The sequence below is a fragment of the Sphingopyxis sp. genome, from assembly GCF_035686825.1.
In the GTDB taxonomy this organism is placed as follows: Bacteria; Pseudomonadota; Alphaproteobacteria; order Sphingomonadales; family Sphingomonadaceae; genus Sphingopyxis.
Genome location: NZ_DASRYZ010000003.1, coordinates 231,786 through 246,562, shown reverse-complemented (window position 1 = coordinate 246,562; position 14,777 = coordinate 231,786). Strand labels below are relative to the sequence as shown.

The window sequence follows — 14,777 nt, the reverse complement described above, 5'->3', positions numbered from 1 at the left end:
TAAAACGACTTTTCACAGGGGAGAAGGTCATGCGGAATAATGTCGTCACGGTCGTGACTACGGCCACCTTGATTGCCAGCCAACTTGCCGTGCCCGCGATGCCGCAGGCCACGACCTTGCCCTATCCGCCGCCGGGTGGCCCGCAGGTACAGCCGCCGCGTCCCGGCTATGGCGATGGCTTTGCCGGAACGATCCGCTGCGAATCGCGAAATAACAAGCTCAAGCGCTGCAATGTCCGCACGGACAATCGTGTCGAATTGGCGCGCGTCATCGGCGGGCGCTGTTCGAAAGGGCGCGACTGGGGCTTCACCGCGACGCAGATTTGGGTGTCGGGCGGATGCCGCGCCGAATTCCGCTATGGCTATGCCAATGATGGCGGCAATCCGGTGCCGTTGCCGCAGCCGGTCGACGATTATGCGGGGACGATCCGCTGCGAGTCGCGCAGCAACCGCTACCAGCAGTGCAATGTTGCGACGAACGACCGCGTCGAACTGGTGCGCCGGATCGGCGGTCGCTGCAACGCGGGGCGGCAATGGGGCTATACCTCGACCTATGTCTGGGTGAACAACGGATGCCGCGCCGACTTCGGCTATGGCTATCGCAACCTCCGGCCGCCCGAAAAGGACAAGGACAAGGGGCCGAGCACCGGCCTCATCATCGGCGGCATCGTCGTCGCGGGCGGGCTGCTCGCCCTGCTCGCGAGCCAGAGCAAGAAGAAGAAGGCCGAAGCCGGCCAGCCGGTGCAGGACGGCACGACCACGCCGACCTATCCGGCGGGCCCTCCGGCGACGCTGAGCGCCAATCTCTCGTCGCTGCCGAGCGCGGCGCGGCCGTCGGTGCAGAATTGCATGAACGATGCGGCGCGCCAGATCGGGGTGACCGGCGGCACGCGGCTGTCGTTCGACCGGCTGGTCAACCTCGAACAGGGCAATGGCGGCTGGCGCATCCGCGCGGCGATGACCGCGACCTATCCCGACGGCACGCGCACGCTCGAAATGTATTGCCGCGCGACGCCGACGCAGATCATCCAGCTCGACTTCAGTTAGGTCGCGCGCCGGTAAGCGGACGTTGCCCACCGCCGTCGCCCCCGCGAAGGCGGGGGCCGCTGTCGATTTACGCCGCGCGGCTGTGTAGGTCATCCACCGGCCCCCGCCTTCGCGGGGGCGACGGCTGGTTTCGGCCGAAACCGCCGCCTATGCCATCCTACCGATTGCATCTTTCCGCCAAGCCGTGAATGAGAAGAAGGGCGCGGCGTGAGCGGGATGGAATGATGAAAGACGGTGGCCCGTTCGCGGCGCTTTGGTCGAAGGCTTATCCGCTGTTGACGGTAACCGCGCTGTTCTGGGCGGGCAATTCGATCGTCGGGCGCGCCGCACGCGATTTGGTGCCGCCGGCCGCCTTGTCCTTCTGGCGCTGGACCTTCGCGTTCTTGCTGCTGCTGCCGCTCGCTTGGCCGCATCTGCGGCGCGACTGGCCGGTGCTGCGGGCGAACTGGCCGATCGTCGCGCTGCTCGGCGCGCTCGCCATCGGCTCGTTCAACATCCTGCTCTATACCGGGCTGCAGAGTACGACTGCGCTCAATTCGATGCTGATCCAGTCGGCCCAGCCCGCGCTCGTGCTGATCGCCGGAGCGCTGGTGATGGGCGATCGCACCAGTCTGCGGCAGGTCGCCGGGGTGCTGATCTCGCTCGCCGGCGTGCTCGCGATCATCGGGCGCGGCGATCCTGCGATGCTATGGGGCCTCCAGCTCAATATCGGGGACGCGATCATCAGCGTGGCGGTCCTGCTCTGGGCGCTTTATTCGGTGCTGCTCCGCCGTCGCCCTGTGGTGCATCCGCTGAGTTTCCTTGCAGCATCGATGGTCGTCGGCATCGCGGTGATCGCGCCCGTCTATGCGCACGAACTCTGGTCGGGGCGGCTGATCGTTCCGGCGGCGGGGAGCGCGCTCGCGATCGCCTATGTCTCGATCTTCCCGTCCTTCCTCGCCTATCTCTTCTTCAATCGCGGGGTCGAGCTGATCGGATCGGCGGCGACGGGGCAATATATGAATGTGATGCCGCTGATGGGCGCGGGGCTTGCGATGCTGTTCCTCGGCGAGGCGTTGCATCTGTTCCATGTCGCCGGGCTGGCGCTGATCGTCGCCGGCATCCTCGTCGCCGGCCGCCCGCCGCCCGCGGCGCAGGCCTAAGCGAGAGCCTCTTCGACCTGCGCCAGCCGGTCCTTGCCGAAGAACATCTCGCCGCCGACGAAGAAGGTCGGGATGCCGAACACGCCGCGCGCGACCGCGGCTTCGGTATTGGCGGCCAGCCTTGCCTTGATCTCGGGCTCTTGCGCGCGTGCGAGCAGCGCCGGGCCGTCGAAGCCGTTCGCCGAGAGAAAGGGGGCGATCACTTGCGCGTCGTCCATCTTGAGGCCTTCCTCCCACATCGCGCGGTTCACCGCGTCGATATAATCGTCGAGATTGCCTTCGTCCTCGGCGACGATCGCGCCGCGCATGATGATCAGCGTGTTGACCGGGAAATGCGGGTTGATGCGGAATCTGACGAGGCCGTGCTTCGCGATGAAGCGGCGCATTTCGAGATTCTCATATGCGAGCTTCGCGGGAGCGTCGGCATATTGGATCATCGGCGCCTTGTTGCCCGTTGCCTTGAAGATGCCGCCCAAAAGACAGGGAGTGATGACGAGATCGGCGCCGGTTCGATCGAGCAGATCGGGGAGCGCCTTCATCGAGAGATAGGCGTTGGGGCTGCCGAAGTCGAAAATGAGTTCGAGCGTTTTGGTCACCATTTTTCTCCCCACGGGCGAAGGTCGAGTTCGTGCGTCCATGCGCTTTTGGGCTGTTTGTGGAGCATCACATAATTGGCGGCGATTGCGGCAGGGTTCAGGATCAGCTCCTGCGCCTTGGCATGCTCGAAATCGGGATGGCGGCCCTTGATGAAGTCGGTGTCGATCGCGCCGTCGATGACCGTGTGCGCGACATGAATACCCTGTGGCCCGAGTTCGCGCGTCATCGACTGCGCGAGCATACGCAAGCTCGCTTTGGCTCCCGAGAAAGCCGAAAAGCCCGACCCGCCGCGTAAGGACGCGGTCGCGCCGGTGAAGATGATCGTGCCGCGGCCGCGCGGCGCCATGCGCTTCGCCGCCTCGCGGCCCATCAGGAAACCGCCGAGGCAGGCCATTTCCCAGACCTTGGTATAGACGCGCACCGTCGTCTCGGTGATCGGGAAATTCACATTGGCGCCGATGTTGAACACGGCGACCTCGACCGGTCCGACGTCGGCTTCGACCTGGTCGAACAGCGCGATCATCGCCTCTTCGTCACGGGCATCGGCGGGGAAAGCGCGCGCCCGATGCCCTTCGTCGCGGATCGATTGCGCGAGGGCTTCGAGCTGGTCGGCATTGCGTTCGCGGCGGTTGACGCACGCGGCGAGGCCTTCGGCGGCGAAGGCGCGCGCGATGGCGCCGCCGGTGGCGTCGCCGGCTCCGATGATGACGGCTGCGGGATTGGGCATGAGCGACTCTCCTCTTGCGCCCGATAGTAACTATGATAATCATAGTGACAAGGGAAAAGACGAAGGACGGTTTGAATTTGCCCAAACGCGCGGATCTATCGGACACATTTTGCCCCGTCGGCCGCTCGGCCGAATTGCTCGGCGACCGTGCGGTGCTCCTGATCCTGCGCGACCTGTTCTTCGGGCGGCGGCGGTTCGAGGAGATTGTGGCGAACACCGGGCTCGGTCCGCAGATCGTATCGGCGCGGTTCAAGCTGCTGATCGAGCAAGTGGTGGTCGAACGCCACGCTTATCGGGAGCGGCCGCCGCGGTACGAATATCGCCTTACCGCGAAGGGCAGGGATCTGTTCGATGTCCTCTACGCGATGCGCAACTGGGCCGAACGCTGGGCCTATGAAGAGGGCGAGACCGGGGGAGGGCCGGCGATGCGCTATACCCATCGCGCTTGCGGTGCCGACGTCGGCACATCGACCGTCTGTCCGGGGTGCGGCGAGCCGCTGCGCTATGGGGATCTGAAGGGCGAACCATCGCCGGCGCTCAAAGCCGAGCAGGCCGCAAAATCTGGCTGATCAGGCCTTTTCCAGCGTGCATTGCAGCGGGTGCTGGTTCTGTCTCGCGGCGTCCATCACCTGGTTCACCTTTGTTTCGGCGACCTCGTAGCTGAACACGCCGCACACGCCGACGCCCTGCTGGTGGACGTGCAGCATCACCTGCGTCGCCTGTTCGATATCCATGTTGAAGAAACGCTGGAGCACCATCACGACGAATTCCATCGGCGTGTAATCGTCGTTGAGTAGCAGCACCTTGTACATCGAGGGCTTCTTCGCCTTCGCGCGGGTGCGCGTCGCGATGCCGACGCCGGGGCTGCCGGGCGAGCCGTCGTCCTTATCCGCCATGGCGCGGACCGGCTGGATGGTCGAAACTGGAAACATCATCGCAGGAATATCGCAAGCCGCGGCCGAAGCGCAAGGGGCGCGGTCGCGGATTTTAACCTCTTGTTCGCCAGCGGGCGGTGCCAAAACAAGAACCGCCCGCTTCTGAAAAGAAGCGAGCGGCCTTGGGGTGTCGGCACAGGCGGGGAGAGGGAGGGGAGTTGCCCGCGCCAACGATGGAAGAGAGGGCGCTTAGGCGGCCTTCATCTTCGAGGTAATGACCGAAACGCGGTTCGAGATCGGCGCGAAGCTGTCGTTCGTCAGCTTGACGACGAGTTCGCTGGTCTTCGAGGTCTGCGCGACAGCGGCGTCGAACGCCTTCTTGCTGTTTTCGGCATAGAGCTTGAAGAAGTCGGCCGGGGTCTTGACGGCGGTATAGCCCTTCAGCGCGGCGGTCGTGTCTTCAAAGCTCTTGCGAGCGAAGGTGACGCCTTCCTGGCCGAGCGTTTCGATGCCCTTGGCAGCGATCTTGCCCGATTCGACGAGGGCTTCGAGGTTCGCCTTGTTGAATTCGACGGCTTCTTCGGCGAGCTTGCTCGACTTGGCCATGGCTTCCTTCGCCTTCTCGTTGAAGTCGGCGGTCAGGGTTTCGGCGCGGGTCTTCGCTTCGTCGGCGAACTTCTTGACGGTGTCGTTCATGGTCTTCAATCCTTTGGTGGCGAGAGCGGCCGGCTTCGGCGCAGCTTTCGCGGGCTTGGAGGCAAGGGTCTTCGCAGCCGCCTTCTTGGGGGCGACCTTCTTGGCTGCCGGCTTTGCGGCTTTCTTTTGGACCGGCTTGGCCTTCGCCGCGACAGTCTTGGTTTTCACGGGCGCCGCGGCCTTCGCTGCGGGCGCAGCTTCGGCGGGAACGGCAGGAGCAGCCACCGGCTTGGCGGCGGTTTCCAGCGTCGCGGCTTCGAAAGCCTTTTCGGCACTATCCATCTTGGTAGCCATCGGGACAACTCCTTTATGTTGCACTGCACAATATAGGAGTGGATCGGCGATTTCAAGCAAAAATTTGTGCAGCGCACAAAAATGCTGCACCGCCGGCCCGAGCGCCGATATATTCGCCAGATATTACCGCTGTTTGACGTAGCGGCCGGGTGCGTCCTCGATCGGCTTTTTCTTGCCTTTTCCGGGGATACGCGCGCCCTTGGAGGCGATTTTCATATCATCCTGCTGCGCGATCCAGCCGATCCAGTGCGGCCACCAGCTGCCCTTGGTCTCGGACGCGCTCGCAACAAAATCGTCGAGCGACGCAGCTTCATTGTCACCGGTCCAATATTGATATTTGCCTGCCGCGGGCGGATTGACCACACCGGCGATATGTCCCGAGCCCGCAAGGACGAAGGTCTTGGGTCCCGCGAGATGGTCCATCAGCCGCCACACGCTCGCGAGCGGCGCGATATGATCCTCGCGGCCCGCCTGGATATAGGCGGGGGTCTCGATTTTCTTGAGGTCGATCGGCGTTGCCATCACCGTCAGGCTGTTCGGGATCACCATGCGATTGTCGCGATAAAGGTCGACCAGATATTGCCGGTGCCACTTCGCGGGCAGGTTGGTGACGTCGCCGTTCCAATAGAGAAGGTCGAAAGGCGGATAGTCGTTGCCGAGCAGATAATTGCTCACGACATAATTCCAGATGAGGTCGCGCCCGCGCAGGCTGTTGAAGGTCGCGGCCATATAGCGCCCGTCGAGAAAACCGCCCGCCGACAGTTGCTGCAAGAGCGTCAGATAGCTTTCGTCGACGAACATCTTGAGGTCGCCCGCCAGTTCGAAATCGACCTGCGCGGTGAAGAAGGTCACCGACTTGACCTTGTCCGCCTCGCCGCGCGCCGCGAGCATCGCGAGCGTCGCGGCAAGCGTGGTGCCCGCGACGCAATAGCCGATGGTGTGGACGTGCGGCACGTCCAGCAGATCGCGCACCGTGTCGACCGCGTCGACCTGCGCCGCGATATAGTCGTCCCATGCAACCTCGCTCATCGACGCGTCGGCCGACTTCCACGATACCATGAACACGCTGAGCCCCTGTTCGACCGCCCAGGCGACAAAGCTTTTCGCGGGGTTGAGGTCGAGAATGTAGAAGCGGTTGATCCAAGGCGGGAAGATGACGAGCGGGACGGTGAAAACCTCCTTCGTCGTCGGGCTGTACTGGATCAGCTGATAGAGATCGGTTTCGTGGACCACCTTGCCCGGCGTCGTCGCGATATTCACCCCGACTTCGAACGCGTCGGGATCGACGTGGGAGAGTTGCCCGCGCGACAGGTCCGTGAGCATATTCTTCAAACCCTTGAGCAGGCTTTCGCCGCGCGTCTCGACCGCGCGTCTGATCACTTCGGGATTGGTGATCGCAAGGTTCGAAGGCGACAGCGCGTCGGTCATATTCTTCGCGGCGAATTCCATCTTCGCGCGCGCATGCTCGTCGAGCCCCTGCATCGTGCGCGTGGTCGTGAGCAACTGCTCGGCGAGCAGGCCATAGGTCTGGCGGATCAGCGCGAAGACCGGGTTGGCGGTCCAGTCGGGATCGGCGAAACGCTTGTCTGGTCGCGCATCGGTTTCGGGCGTGAAGGAGGGTTGGATCGTCGCGAGCGAGGTCCAGAAGGTGACGCCCTGTTCCCACAGCTTCGATGATTGTTCGGCCCACAGCTGGGTCGTCGGATTTTGCAGCCAGCTAGCGGGGTCGAACATACCTGCGGCGGCGCTGTTACCCTGGTTCGCCTGACCCAGCGCATATTCGAGCATCATCTGCTGCGCGCGGCCCATGACGCTGGCCCAATGCTGCAGGTCATCGGGCGATGGCATGAAGGGATTCGGTGCTTCGGTCGTGTCGTCCTTACCCGTATCGTTCATGCTCGTTCCTGCTGGTCAGTGCGGATATAATGCCTATAACAAGCCGCGATGCGGCTGGCGAGATTGCCGCGCGCGTCAATTCAACAGTTAACGCAAAGGAGTTGTTCTAGTTTCCCATGTCCGAAGATGAATTCTATCGCATCAAGCGCCTGCCGCCCTACGTCATCGCTGAAGTGAATGCGATGCGTGCGGCCGCCCGCGCCGCGGGAGAGGACATCATCGACCTGGGGATGGGCAACCCCGACCTGCCGCCGCCCGCGCATGTGATCGAAAAGCTGTGCGAAGTCGCGATGAAGCCCGACGCGCACGGCTATTCGCAGTCGAAGGGCATTCCGGGGCTCCGCCGCGCGCAGGCCAATTATTACGGCCGCCGCTTCAACGTCGATCTCGATCCCGAAACCGAGGTCGTCGTGACGATGGGGTCGAAGGAAGGGCTCGCGAGCCTCGCGACCGCGATCACCGGCCCCGGTGACGTCGTGCTTGCGCCGAACCCCAGCTATCCGATCCACACCTTCGGTTTCATCATCGCCGGCGCGACGATCCGCAGCGTGCCGACGACCCCCGACGAGAATTACTGGCGCGCGCTCGACCGCGCGATGGCCTTCACCGTGCCGCGCCCGTCGATCCTCGTCGTCAACTATCCGTCGAACCCGACCGCCGAAGCGGTCGACCTCGCTTTCTATGAGCGGCTTGTCGCCTGGGCGAAGGAGAACAAGGTCTGGGTGCTGTCGGACCTTGCCTATTCGGAACTTTACTACGACGGCAATCCGACGCCCTCGATCCTGCAGGTGCCGGGTGCGAAGGACGTCGCGATCGAGTTCACCTCAATGTCGAAAACCTATTCGATGGCGGGCTGGCGCATGGGCTTTGCCGTGGGCAACAAGCGGCTGATCGCGGCGATGACGCGCGTGAAGTCCTATCTCGATTATGGCGCCTTCACGCCGATCCAGGCGGCGGCGTGCGCCGCGCTCAACGGTCCGCAGGACATCGTCGCCAAGAACCGCGAGCTTTATCAAAAGCGCCGCGACGTGATGGTCGAAAGCTTCGCGCGCGCCGGGTGGGACATTCCGAGCCCGCCCGCGTCGATGTTCGCCTGGGCGCCGCTGCCGCCCGCGCTCAAGGAAATGGGCAGCCTCGAATTTTCGAAGCAGCTTCTGATCCACGCCAAGGTCGCGGTCGCGCCGGGCGTCGGCTATGGCGAGGACGGCGAGGGCTATGTCCGCATCGCGATGGTCGAGAATGAGCAGCGCATCCGGCAGGCGGCGCGCAACATCCGAAAGTTTCTCCAGATGCATGGCGTGAACACGCCGTCGGTCGCGGCCGGGGGATAATGACTCCCGACGCGAGCGCCATCGCGCAGACGATCCAGCTGTCGGTCACGCCGGTGTTTCTGCTGGTCGCGACCGGCAGCCTGCTCAACGTCATCGCGGGGCGGCTGGCGCGCGTCGTCGATCGCTCGCGTAATCTGATGGAGCGCTGGGCCGAGACCGAGGGTCTCGAACATGAGCGCATCGTCGCCGAACTGCGCATCGCCGATCGGCGAATGGGGATCATCAACAATTCGATCCTCTCGGCCGTGGCGTGCGGGATCGTCGTCTGCCTGCTCGTCGCATTGCTGTTCACCCAGGCCTTTACCGGCATCAACCTGGGCGTTGCGGCGTCGTGGGCCTTTGCGGCGGCGATGCTGTTGCTGCTCGTCTCGCTGATCCTTTTTCTCGTCGAGGTCCGTCTCGCGGTGCGCGCGATCCACGTCCCGATGGAATTGCTCGAACTGGAGGGCAGGGATCGGAAGCGGCGGCGCGACCGGCCCTAACCGGCGAAAATTTTTTCCGTGCATCGCACGGCGGGCGCCGTAACGGCAATTGCGAACGGCCATTCCTGGCGCGCCGCAAGGGCGTTGACACCGGTCCCTCCCGTCTGCTCCGATGGCGGCGGGAGAGATGAATGTCTGACAAAGCCGCTCCGGCCCCGGGTATCGCTTCGCCGTCCGCCGATGGCGTTTCCGCGCAGACGCGGACGATGCTGTGGATCCTGCTGATCGTCTATATCTTCAACTTCCTCGACCGGCAGATCGTCAATATCCTCGCCGAACCGATCAAGGCCGATCTCGGCCTTTCGGATACCGAACTCGGCCTGCTCGCCGGACCCGCGTTCGCCGTTTTCTATGCACTGCTCGGAATCCCGATCGCGCGCTATGCCGACAGGGAGGGGACGAACCGGGTGCGACTGATCGCCCTCGCGCTCGCGGTCTGGTCGGCGATGACCGCGGTGTGCGGGCTGGCGCAGAATTTCGTGCAACTGCTTCTGGCGCGGATTGGCGTCGGCGTGGGCGAGGCAGGGTGCACCCCTGCCGCGCATTCGCTGATTTCGGACAGTGTGGCGCCCGAAAAGCGCTCGTCTGCGATCGCATTTTACGGGCTCGGCGTGCCGATCGGCTCGCTGCTCGGGCTGATTCTCGGCGGTATCGTCAACGATCTTTATGGCTGGCGTATCGCGTTGATGCTTGTCGGGGCGCCGGGACTGCTGCTCGCGCTGGTGGTGCTGTTCGTGATGCGCGAACCGCGGCATCATCGGTCCGCCGACGCGACGGTGACCGCTGCGCTGCCGCAGCTTCCTGCGCGCGATGCGATGCGCGAAATCTTTTCGTCGCGCGCGTTCATCTACATCTTGATCGCGGCCTCCGTCACCGCATTCCTCGGCTATGGCAAGGCGCTGTGGACGATCAGTTTCTTCATCCGCAGCCATGGCCTGTCGACGACCGAAGCGGGGCTGTCGATGGCGGTCGTGCTGGGGGTGGCAGGGGTATTCGGCACCTGGCTCGGCGGCAAATGCGCCGACCTTTTCGGCAAGCGCGACAAGCGGCATATTCTGACCTTGCCCGCCTATGGCATGGCCGTCGGCGCCCCGATCCTCTTTCTCGGCTACCAGATGGACGACTGGCGCGTCGCCGTGGCGCTGCTCATCGTCCCGACCATCCTCAACTCGGCCTATTATGGTCCCGCCTATGCCTGCGTACAGGGGCTGGTGCGGCCGCAGGCGCGCGCGGTCGCCGCGTCGATCATGCTGTTCGGACAGAATCTGATCGGGCTCGGTTTCGGCCCATTCCTCTTCGGCGTGCTGTCGGACGCGCTCGCGCCCGCCTATGGCGAGGAAAGCGTGCGCTATGTTCTCTACGGGGCGGCGTGGCTCGGCCTCATCCCCGCCTTCTTCTTCTGGCGCGCCAGCCTGCGGCTCGCCTCTGAACTCAAGTCGGGTTAATAGGGCGGGTCGACCTTCGCGCGCTGCGTTTTCGCGGCGTCGATCCACCAGTTGAGGTCGTCGGCGAAGCGGGGGAAGCTCTTTCGAAGCCGCGCGCCGTCGTCGCCCGTCGGATTGCCCTCGGCGTCGAACGCGCCGCCGATCCGCCCGACGGGCAGAATCGACGAGGTGACCGCCATCCCCATTTCGCCGAGCGTGTCGCGCCAGCCCATCATCGCGCGCACCCCCGACCAGGGTCCCGCCGAGTAACAGGCGATCGCGGCGGGGCGCCAAAACCATTCCTCGAGAAAATGGTCGGTCAGATTCTTGAGCCCCGGCTGCGGCCCCCAATTATATTCGCCTGTGACGAACAGAAATCCGTCCGCCGCGCGGATCTTTCCCGCGAGTTCCTCCATCGCCGCCGGCGCCGCGCCTTTGGGATATTCCTTGTACATCCGGTCGAGCATTGGCAGGCCGACGGCCTTCGCGTCGATCAGTTCGGCGCTGTCGCCGCGCGCATCGATGGCGTCAACGAGCCAGCGCGCGAGCTTGATGCCCTGCCGGTCGCGGCGATAGCTGCCGTAGAAGACGAGGATATGGCGCGGCATAGCAGCTCCTAAGGTCGGATGATGATCGGGGTGCCGTCGGGAACGAGCGTCAACAATTGTTGCATTTCCCACTCCTTGAGTATGATGCTGCCGTCGCCCGGGCGAGTGGTAAGCCCGCTGCCGCGCGAGAAGTCGGCTGAACTGCGAAGCAGGATGTCGCCGCCGGCAGAACGGCCCCTCGCCTTGGCGTGGGCGCGGTCGGCGGGGGAGGGGTAGGAGATACGGAACGAGCGCGGGGGGCCGAGTTCGCGGGCCTTGCGCTTGAGCATATAGGTGCCCTCCGGTGTTCGCCCGTCACCCTCGAATCGCTTGGCGCTCGTCGATTCGCCGTCGAACCCGATGTGGAAATAGGTGACGAGTTCCTGCTCGCCCGCGTAGGCGGTCAGCCAGCGCTGGCTTTTGACGACGACAATCCGGTCCGCTTGGGTTCCGGGTTGCAGCGGCGGTGGCTGGGCCGTTCCGCATGCGGCGAGGGCAAATAACGGCAAAGCTTTCAGGACGGTCCGCATCCCGTCACCTTATGGCTCCCTCGTCCGCGTGCAAGCGCTCCCTCGTCAGTCGCTGAACGGATCGCGGATCAGGATCGTGTCTTCGCGTTCGGGGCTCGTCGACACCAGCGCGATCGGGGTTTCGATCAGTTCCTGCACGCGCTGGATATATTTGATCGCCTGCGCGGGCAGGTCGGCATAGCTACGCGCGCCCGCGGTCGATTCATGCCAGCCGTCCATTTCCTCATAGATCGGCTCGACCTCGGCCTGATCGGCGGCGTGTGCGGGGAAATAGTCGAGGATTTTGCCACGCAGCCGATAGCCCGTGCAGATGCGGATCGTGTCGAAGCCATCGAGCACGTCGAGCTTGGTAAGCGCGATGCCGGTGACGCCCGAGACGGCGCAGCTCTGCCGCACGAGTACCGCATCGAACCACCCGCAGCGGCGCTTGCGCCCGGTGACGGTGCCGAACTCATGCCCGCGCTCGCCGAGCCGCTGGCCGGTGTCATCCTCGAGTTCGGTCGGGAAGGGGCCGCTGCCGACGCGCGTCGTATAAGCCTTGGCGATGCCGAGCACGAAGCCGACCGCCGAGGGGCCTAGACCCGAACCCGAGGCGGCGGTGCCGCTGACCGTGTTCGAGCTGGTGACGAAGGGATAGGTGCCGTGATCGATGTCGAGCAGCACGCCCTGCGCGCCTTCGAACAGGATGCGCGCGCCGGCCTTGCGGACCTTTTTCAGGCGCTTCCAGACGGGCTGGGCATATTCGAGCACATAATCCGCCATTTCGCGCAGGTCGGCGACCAGGCGTTCGCGGTCGATCGGCGGCTCGCCGAAGCCGGCGCGCAGCGCGTCGTGGTGCGCGGTCAGACGGTCGAGCTGCGGTTCGAGCTTGTCGAGATGCGCGAGGTCGCAGACGCGGATCGCGCGGCGGCCGACCTTGTCCTCATAGGCGGGGCCGATGCCGCGGCCGGTGGTGCCGATCTTGCCCGCGCCCGCCGCGGTTTCGCGCAGCGCGTCAAGGTCGCGGTGAAAGGGCAGGATCAGCGCGCAATTGTCGGCGATCGCGAAATTCTCGGGATTGATGGCAACCCCCTGACCGCGCAGCTTGGCGATCTCGTCGCGCAGCGCCCAGGGGTCGAGCACGACGCCGTTGCCGATGATCGACAGCGTGCCGGTGACGATACCCGAGGGAAGCAGCGACAGCTTGTACACTTGCTCGCCGACGACGAGCGTATGGCCGGCATTGTGACCGCCCTGGAAGCGGACGACGGCGTCGGCGCGGCTGGCGAGCCAGTCGACGATCTTGCCCTTGCCCTCGTCGCCCCATTGCGACCCGATGACGGTAACATTTGCCATGATGCTGTCCTGCTGAGCGAGGCCCTTCCGGCCCGGCGCGGCCTTAGCGGATTTGGCCGCAGAGGCAAGGGCAGTGGCATGGTTGCGCCCGTCTTTTCGAGAGGGTAGCGAGACGAAAAGAAGGATGCCCTCGATGATCGAACCCGACGCCCCCTATCACGCCCATATCTATTTCGACGACGCCGAGCGTTCCGCGGCGACACAATTGCGCGATGATTTTGGCCGCGACTCGGCGATCCTGTTCGTCGGCGACATGACCGACGGCGCGGCGGGGCCGCATCCGATCGCGCAATATGAGGTGCATTTTCTGGGCGCGGCAGTTCCTGCGATTGTCGCGACGATCGAGGCGACGGGGCTGCGCGCGCTCGTCCACCCGCTGACTGACGACGATCTCGCCGATCATACGACGCTGGCGCACTGGATCGGCGAACCCGTCGAACTCGACGTGACCGTGCTCGATCCGCCCGGGGTCAACCAGGGCATTCCGCGCTTCGGCGTGTCGGATTTTTAAGCTTGTGTCCCTGCGAAGGCAGGGACCCATCTCCTGCCGGCTCGAGATGGAATCGACCGGAGATAGGCCCCTGCCTTCGCAGGGGCACGGTTTTTGACGACAAGAGGATTTAGGCTTCGACCGGACCGTCGGGCCCGAGGATGAAGCCGCAGCCGAGCGCGCGTGCCTCGTCGCCCTCGGACAGCGCGGCCACCGTCTGCCAGTCGTCGGCGCGCAGGCTCGCGGCGAGCGCGGGGTCGTGGCCGAGCGGCAGGAAGATGCGGCGGTCGGCGTCGTCCTCGGCGCCGAGGCCCGCGTCGATCAGCGGGTCGGGGTAGAGCGAAAAGCCGACGGCCGATTCTTCCTGCTCGCCAACGGGGATAGAATAACCGCCGCCGCGACCCACCGCATCGCCTTGCCCCGGCACGAAGATCTGGAAACCGAACCAGCTTTGATAGGCGAAGCCATGACGTTCGGTCGGGTCGAGCGTCAGCGTGACGCGGTCGCGGATCGGCGCGGCGATCGCTTCGAGCGCGTCGATGCGCGCGGTGAGGACGCCGGTGGTGTCGAAGGCGCGGAGATCGGCAATCGCCTGATCGAACGGACCCGTCGCGCGGAGCAGCGGCAGATAGGCTTGGGCGCCGAGGCGGGTCAGCGCACCGGCGTCCTTGGCGTCGAGTTCGTCGCGCAATTGCTGGATATCGGCTTCGACGGGAAGCGGCCCGCTAGCGAGCAGGTCGACGACATCGGGCAGGGTGAAGTCGATCGTGACGGGACCGATGCCGGCGGCTTCGAGCGCGTCGATCGCGACCGTCACGATCTCGCGTGCGGCGGCAACGCTGTCGCTGCCGATCAGCTCGGCGCCGACCTGCAGCATCTCGCGCGCGGGACGGAGCTGGCTGGCGCGGAGTTTGACGACTTGGCCGGCGTAGCAGAGGCGCAAGGGGCGCGGCGCTTTCGCGAGCAGCGAAGTTGCGATGCGGCCGACTTGCCGCGTGATGTCGGGGCGGAGTGCCAGCGTGCGCTGCGAGACCGGGTCGGTGAAGCGCAGCAGGTCGCGCGTCGCGCGTTCGTCATCGCCGCCGAGCGTCTCGCGAAATTCGGCGAGCGGCGGCGAGACGCGGCCATAGCCATGCGCGCGCATCGCATCGACGAGCGCGCGGGTGACGCGCGACGCGGCCTCCGCCTGTCGGGGGAGGCGATCGCGCAGCCCTTCGGGCAGCAGGGCAGGGGCCTTGGTCATCGAATGCGGCCTTAGGCGGGTGGCGAGGGGAGTTCAATATAGTCCCCCTCCCGCTTGCGGGAGGGGTTAGGGGTGGATAGCG

General features: G+C 64.9%; 16 protein-coding genes. 7 read left to right on the top strand and 9 right to left on the bottom strand.

Features of this window, described 5'->3' with window-relative positions; translation table 11 throughout:
- The first annotated feature begins 29 nt into the window (after positions 1-29).
- Both VFG17_RS05840 and VFG17_RS05835 read left to right on the top strand, forming a co-directional pair.
- Positions 30-1,046: a DUF3011 domain-containing protein gene (locus tag VFG17_RS05840; RefSeq protein ID WP_325028524.1), complete on the top strand. Its 1,017-nt coding sequence runs from the start codon at positions 30-32 to the stop codon at positions 1,044-1,046.
- Positions 1,047-1,270: 224 nt separating this feature from the next.
- Positions 1,271-2,188: a DMT family transporter gene (locus tag VFG17_RS05835; RefSeq protein WP_325028523.1), complete on the top strand. Its 918-nt coding sequence runs from the start codon at positions 1,271-1,273 to the stop codon at positions 2,186-2,188.
- On the opposite strand, the gene VFG17_RS05830 is transcribed toward VFG17_RS05835, so the two are convergent.
- Both VFG17_RS05830 and VFG17_RS05825 read right to left on the bottom strand, forming a co-directional pair.
- Positions 2,185-2,787, bottom strand: coding sequence for a 2-hydroxychromene-2-carboxylate isomerase (locus VFG17_RS05830; protein ID WP_325028522.1), 603 nt, complete (start codon positions 2,785-2,787; stop codon positions 2,185-2,187). The genes VFG17_RS05835 and VFG17_RS05830 overlap by 4 nt on opposite strands.
- On the bottom strand, positions 2,781-3,512 hold the full coding sequence (locus tag VFG17_RS05825; RefSeq protein ID WP_325028521.1) for an SDR family oxidoreductase: 732 nt from the start codon (positions 3,510-3,512) through the stop codon (positions 2,781-2,783). Before VFG17_RS05825 ends, VFG17_RS05830 begins: the two co-directional genes overlap by 7 nt.
- A 77-nt stretch (positions 3,513-3,589) precedes the next feature.
- Between VFG17_RS05825 and VFG17_RS05820 the strand changes: the two genes are divergently transcribed.
- Positions 3,590-4,081, top strand: a complete 492-nt coding sequence (locus VFG17_RS05820; protein ID WP_325028520.1) for a helix-turn-helix domain-containing protein — start codon at positions 3,590-3,592, stop codon at positions 4,079-4,081.
- Here the strand turns inward: VFG17_RS05820 and clpS are convergent, their stop codons facing one another.
- The 3 genes from clpS to VFG17_RS05805 all read right to left on the bottom strand — a co-directional run bounded on the left by clpS (position 4,082) and on the right by VFG17_RS05805 (position 7,273).
- Positions 4,082-4,408, bottom strand: coding sequence for an ATP-dependent Clp protease adapter ClpS (clpS, locus tag VFG17_RS05815; RefSeq protein ID WP_235211521.1), 327 nt, complete (start codon positions 4,406-4,408; stop codon positions 4,082-4,084). It lies immediately after the preceding gene.
- 228 nt (positions 4,409-4,636) lie between these two features.
- Positions 4,637-5,377 (bottom strand): phasin family protein, encoded by a 741-nt coding sequence (locus VFG17_RS05810; RefSeq protein ID WP_325028519.1) that lies wholly within the window; start codon positions 5,375-5,377, stop codon positions 4,637-4,639.
- Between the two features lie 123 nt (positions 5,378-5,500).
- Positions 5,501-7,273: a class I poly(R)-hydroxyalkanoic acid synthase gene (locus VFG17_RS05805; RefSeq protein ID WP_325028518.1), complete on the bottom strand. Its 1,773-nt coding sequence runs from the start codon at positions 7,271-7,273 to the stop codon at positions 5,501-5,503.
- Positions 7,274-7,389: 116 nt separating this feature from the next.
- On the opposite strand from VFG17_RS05805, the gene VFG17_RS05800 reads away from it, so the two are divergent.
- From VFG17_RS05800 to VFG17_RS05790, 3 genes are all read left to right on the top strand, one after another.
- The gene (locus VFG17_RS05800) at positions 7,390-8,604 is read left to right on the top strand and encodes an LL-diaminopimelate aminotransferase (protein ID WP_325028517.1); all 1,215 of its coding nucleotides are present in this window, start codon (positions 7,390-7,392) and stop codon (positions 8,602-8,604) included.
- The gene (locus VFG17_RS05795) at positions 8,604-9,086 is read left to right on the top strand and encodes a DUF2721 domain-containing protein (protein ID WP_325028516.1); all 483 of its coding nucleotides are present in this window, start codon (positions 8,604-8,606) and stop codon (positions 9,084-9,086) included. The genes VFG17_RS05800 and VFG17_RS05795 overlap by 1 nt, the downstream gene beginning before the upstream one ends.
- Positions 9,087-9,217: 131 nt before the next feature.
- Positions 9,218-10,531, top strand: a complete 1,314-nt coding sequence (locus tag VFG17_RS05790; protein ID WP_325028515.1) for an MFS transporter — start codon at positions 9,218-9,220, stop codon at positions 10,529-10,531.
- On the opposite strand, the gene VFG17_RS05785 is transcribed toward VFG17_RS05790, so the two are convergent.
- From VFG17_RS05785 to VFG17_RS05775, 3 genes are read right to left on the bottom strand one after another with little or no spacing between them, the layout of a single operon-like run.
- A complete protein-coding gene (locus VFG17_RS05785; RefSeq protein WP_325028514.1) occupies positions 10,528-11,118 on the bottom strand; it encodes an NADPH-dependent FMN reductase in 591 nt (196 codons plus the stop codon). The two genes, VFG17_RS05790 and VFG17_RS05785, sit on opposite strands and share 4 nt — an antisense overlap.
- Before the next feature lie 8 nt (positions 11,119-11,126).
- Positions 11,127-11,627 (bottom strand): L,D-transpeptidase family protein, encoded by a 501-nt coding sequence (locus tag VFG17_RS05780; protein ID WP_325028513.1) that lies wholly within the window; start codon positions 11,625-11,627, stop codon positions 11,127-11,129.
- Positions 11,628-11,672: 45 nt separating this feature from the next.
- The gene (locus VFG17_RS05775) at positions 11,673-12,962 is read right to left on the bottom strand and encodes an adenylosuccinate synthase (protein WP_325028512.1); all 1,290 of its coding nucleotides are present in this window, start codon (positions 12,960-12,962) and stop codon (positions 11,673-11,675) included.
- A 133-nt stretch (positions 12,963-13,095) separates the two neighbouring features.
- On the opposite strand from VFG17_RS05775, the gene VFG17_RS05770 reads away from it, so the two are divergent.
- Positions 13,096-13,473: a DOPA 4,5-dioxygenase family protein gene (locus VFG17_RS05770; RefSeq protein WP_325028511.1), complete on the top strand. Its 378-nt coding sequence runs from the start codon at positions 13,096-13,098 to the stop codon at positions 13,471-13,473.
- A 109-nt stretch (positions 13,474-13,582) separates the two neighbouring features.
- Here the strand turns inward: VFG17_RS05770 and VFG17_RS05765 are convergent, their stop codons facing one another.
- A complete protein-coding gene (locus VFG17_RS05765; RefSeq protein ID WP_325028510.1) occupies positions 13,583-14,695 on the bottom strand; it encodes an ATP phosphoribosyltransferase regulatory subunit in 1,113 nt (370 codons plus the stop codon).
- Positions 14,696-14,777 lie beyond the last annotated feature (82 nt).

Coding starts and splice junctions, on each gene's coding strand:
- VFG17_RS05780 (WP_325028513.1), bottom strand. CDS start 11,627: ATGCGGACCGTCCTGAAAGCTTTGCCGTTATTTGCCCTCGCCGCATGC.
- VFG17_RS05770 (WP_325028511.1), top strand. CDS start 13,096: ATGATCGAACCCGACGCCCCCTATCACGCCCATATCTATTTCGACGAC.
- VFG17_RS05785 (WP_325028514.1), bottom strand. CDS start 11,118: ATGCCGCGCCATATCCTCGTCTTCTACGGCAGCTATCGCCGCGACCGG.
- VFG17_RS05810 (WP_325028519.1), bottom strand. CDS start 5,377: ATGGCTACCAAGATGGATAGTGCCGAAAAGGCTTTCGAAGCCGCGACG.
- clpS (WP_235211521.1), bottom strand. CDS start 4,408: ATGGCGGATAAGGACGACGGCTCGCCCGGCAGCCCCGGCGTCGGCATC.
- VFG17_RS05805 (WP_325028518.1), bottom strand. CDS start 7,273: ATGAACGATACGGGTAAGGACGACACGACCGAAGCACCGAATCCCTTC.
- VFG17_RS05800 (WP_325028517.1), top strand. CDS start 7,390: ATGTCCGAAGATGAATTCTATCGCATCAAGCGCCTGCCGCCCTACGTC.
- VFG17_RS05840 (WP_325028524.1), top strand. CDS start 30: ATGCGGAATAATGTCGTCACGGTCGTGACTACGGCCACCTTGATTGCC.
- VFG17_RS05790 (WP_325028515.1), top strand. CDS start 9,218: ATGTCTGACAAAGCCGCTCCGGCCCCGGGTATCGCTTCGCCGTCCGCC.
- VFG17_RS05765 (WP_325028510.1), bottom strand. CDS start 14,695: ATGACCAAGGCCCCTGCCCTGCTGCCCGAAGGGCTGCGCGATCGCCTC.
- VFG17_RS05825 (WP_325028521.1), bottom strand. CDS start 3,512: ATGCCCAATCCCGCAGCCGTCATCATCGGAGCCGGCGACGCCACCGGC.
- VFG17_RS05795 (WP_325028516.1), top strand. CDS start 8,604: ATGACTCCCGACGCGAGCGCCATCGCGCAGACGATCCAGCTGTCGGTC.
- VFG17_RS05775 (WP_325028512.1), bottom strand. CDS start 12,962: ATGGCAAATGTTACCGTCATCGGGTCGCAATGGGGCGACGAGGGCAAG.
- VFG17_RS05835 (WP_325028523.1), top strand. CDS start 1,271: ATGAAAGACGGTGGCCCGTTCGCGGCGCTTTGGTCGAAGGCTTATCCG.
- VFG17_RS05830 (WP_325028522.1), bottom strand. CDS start 2,787: ATGGTGACCAAAACGCTCGAACTCATTTTCGACTTCGGCAGCCCCAAC.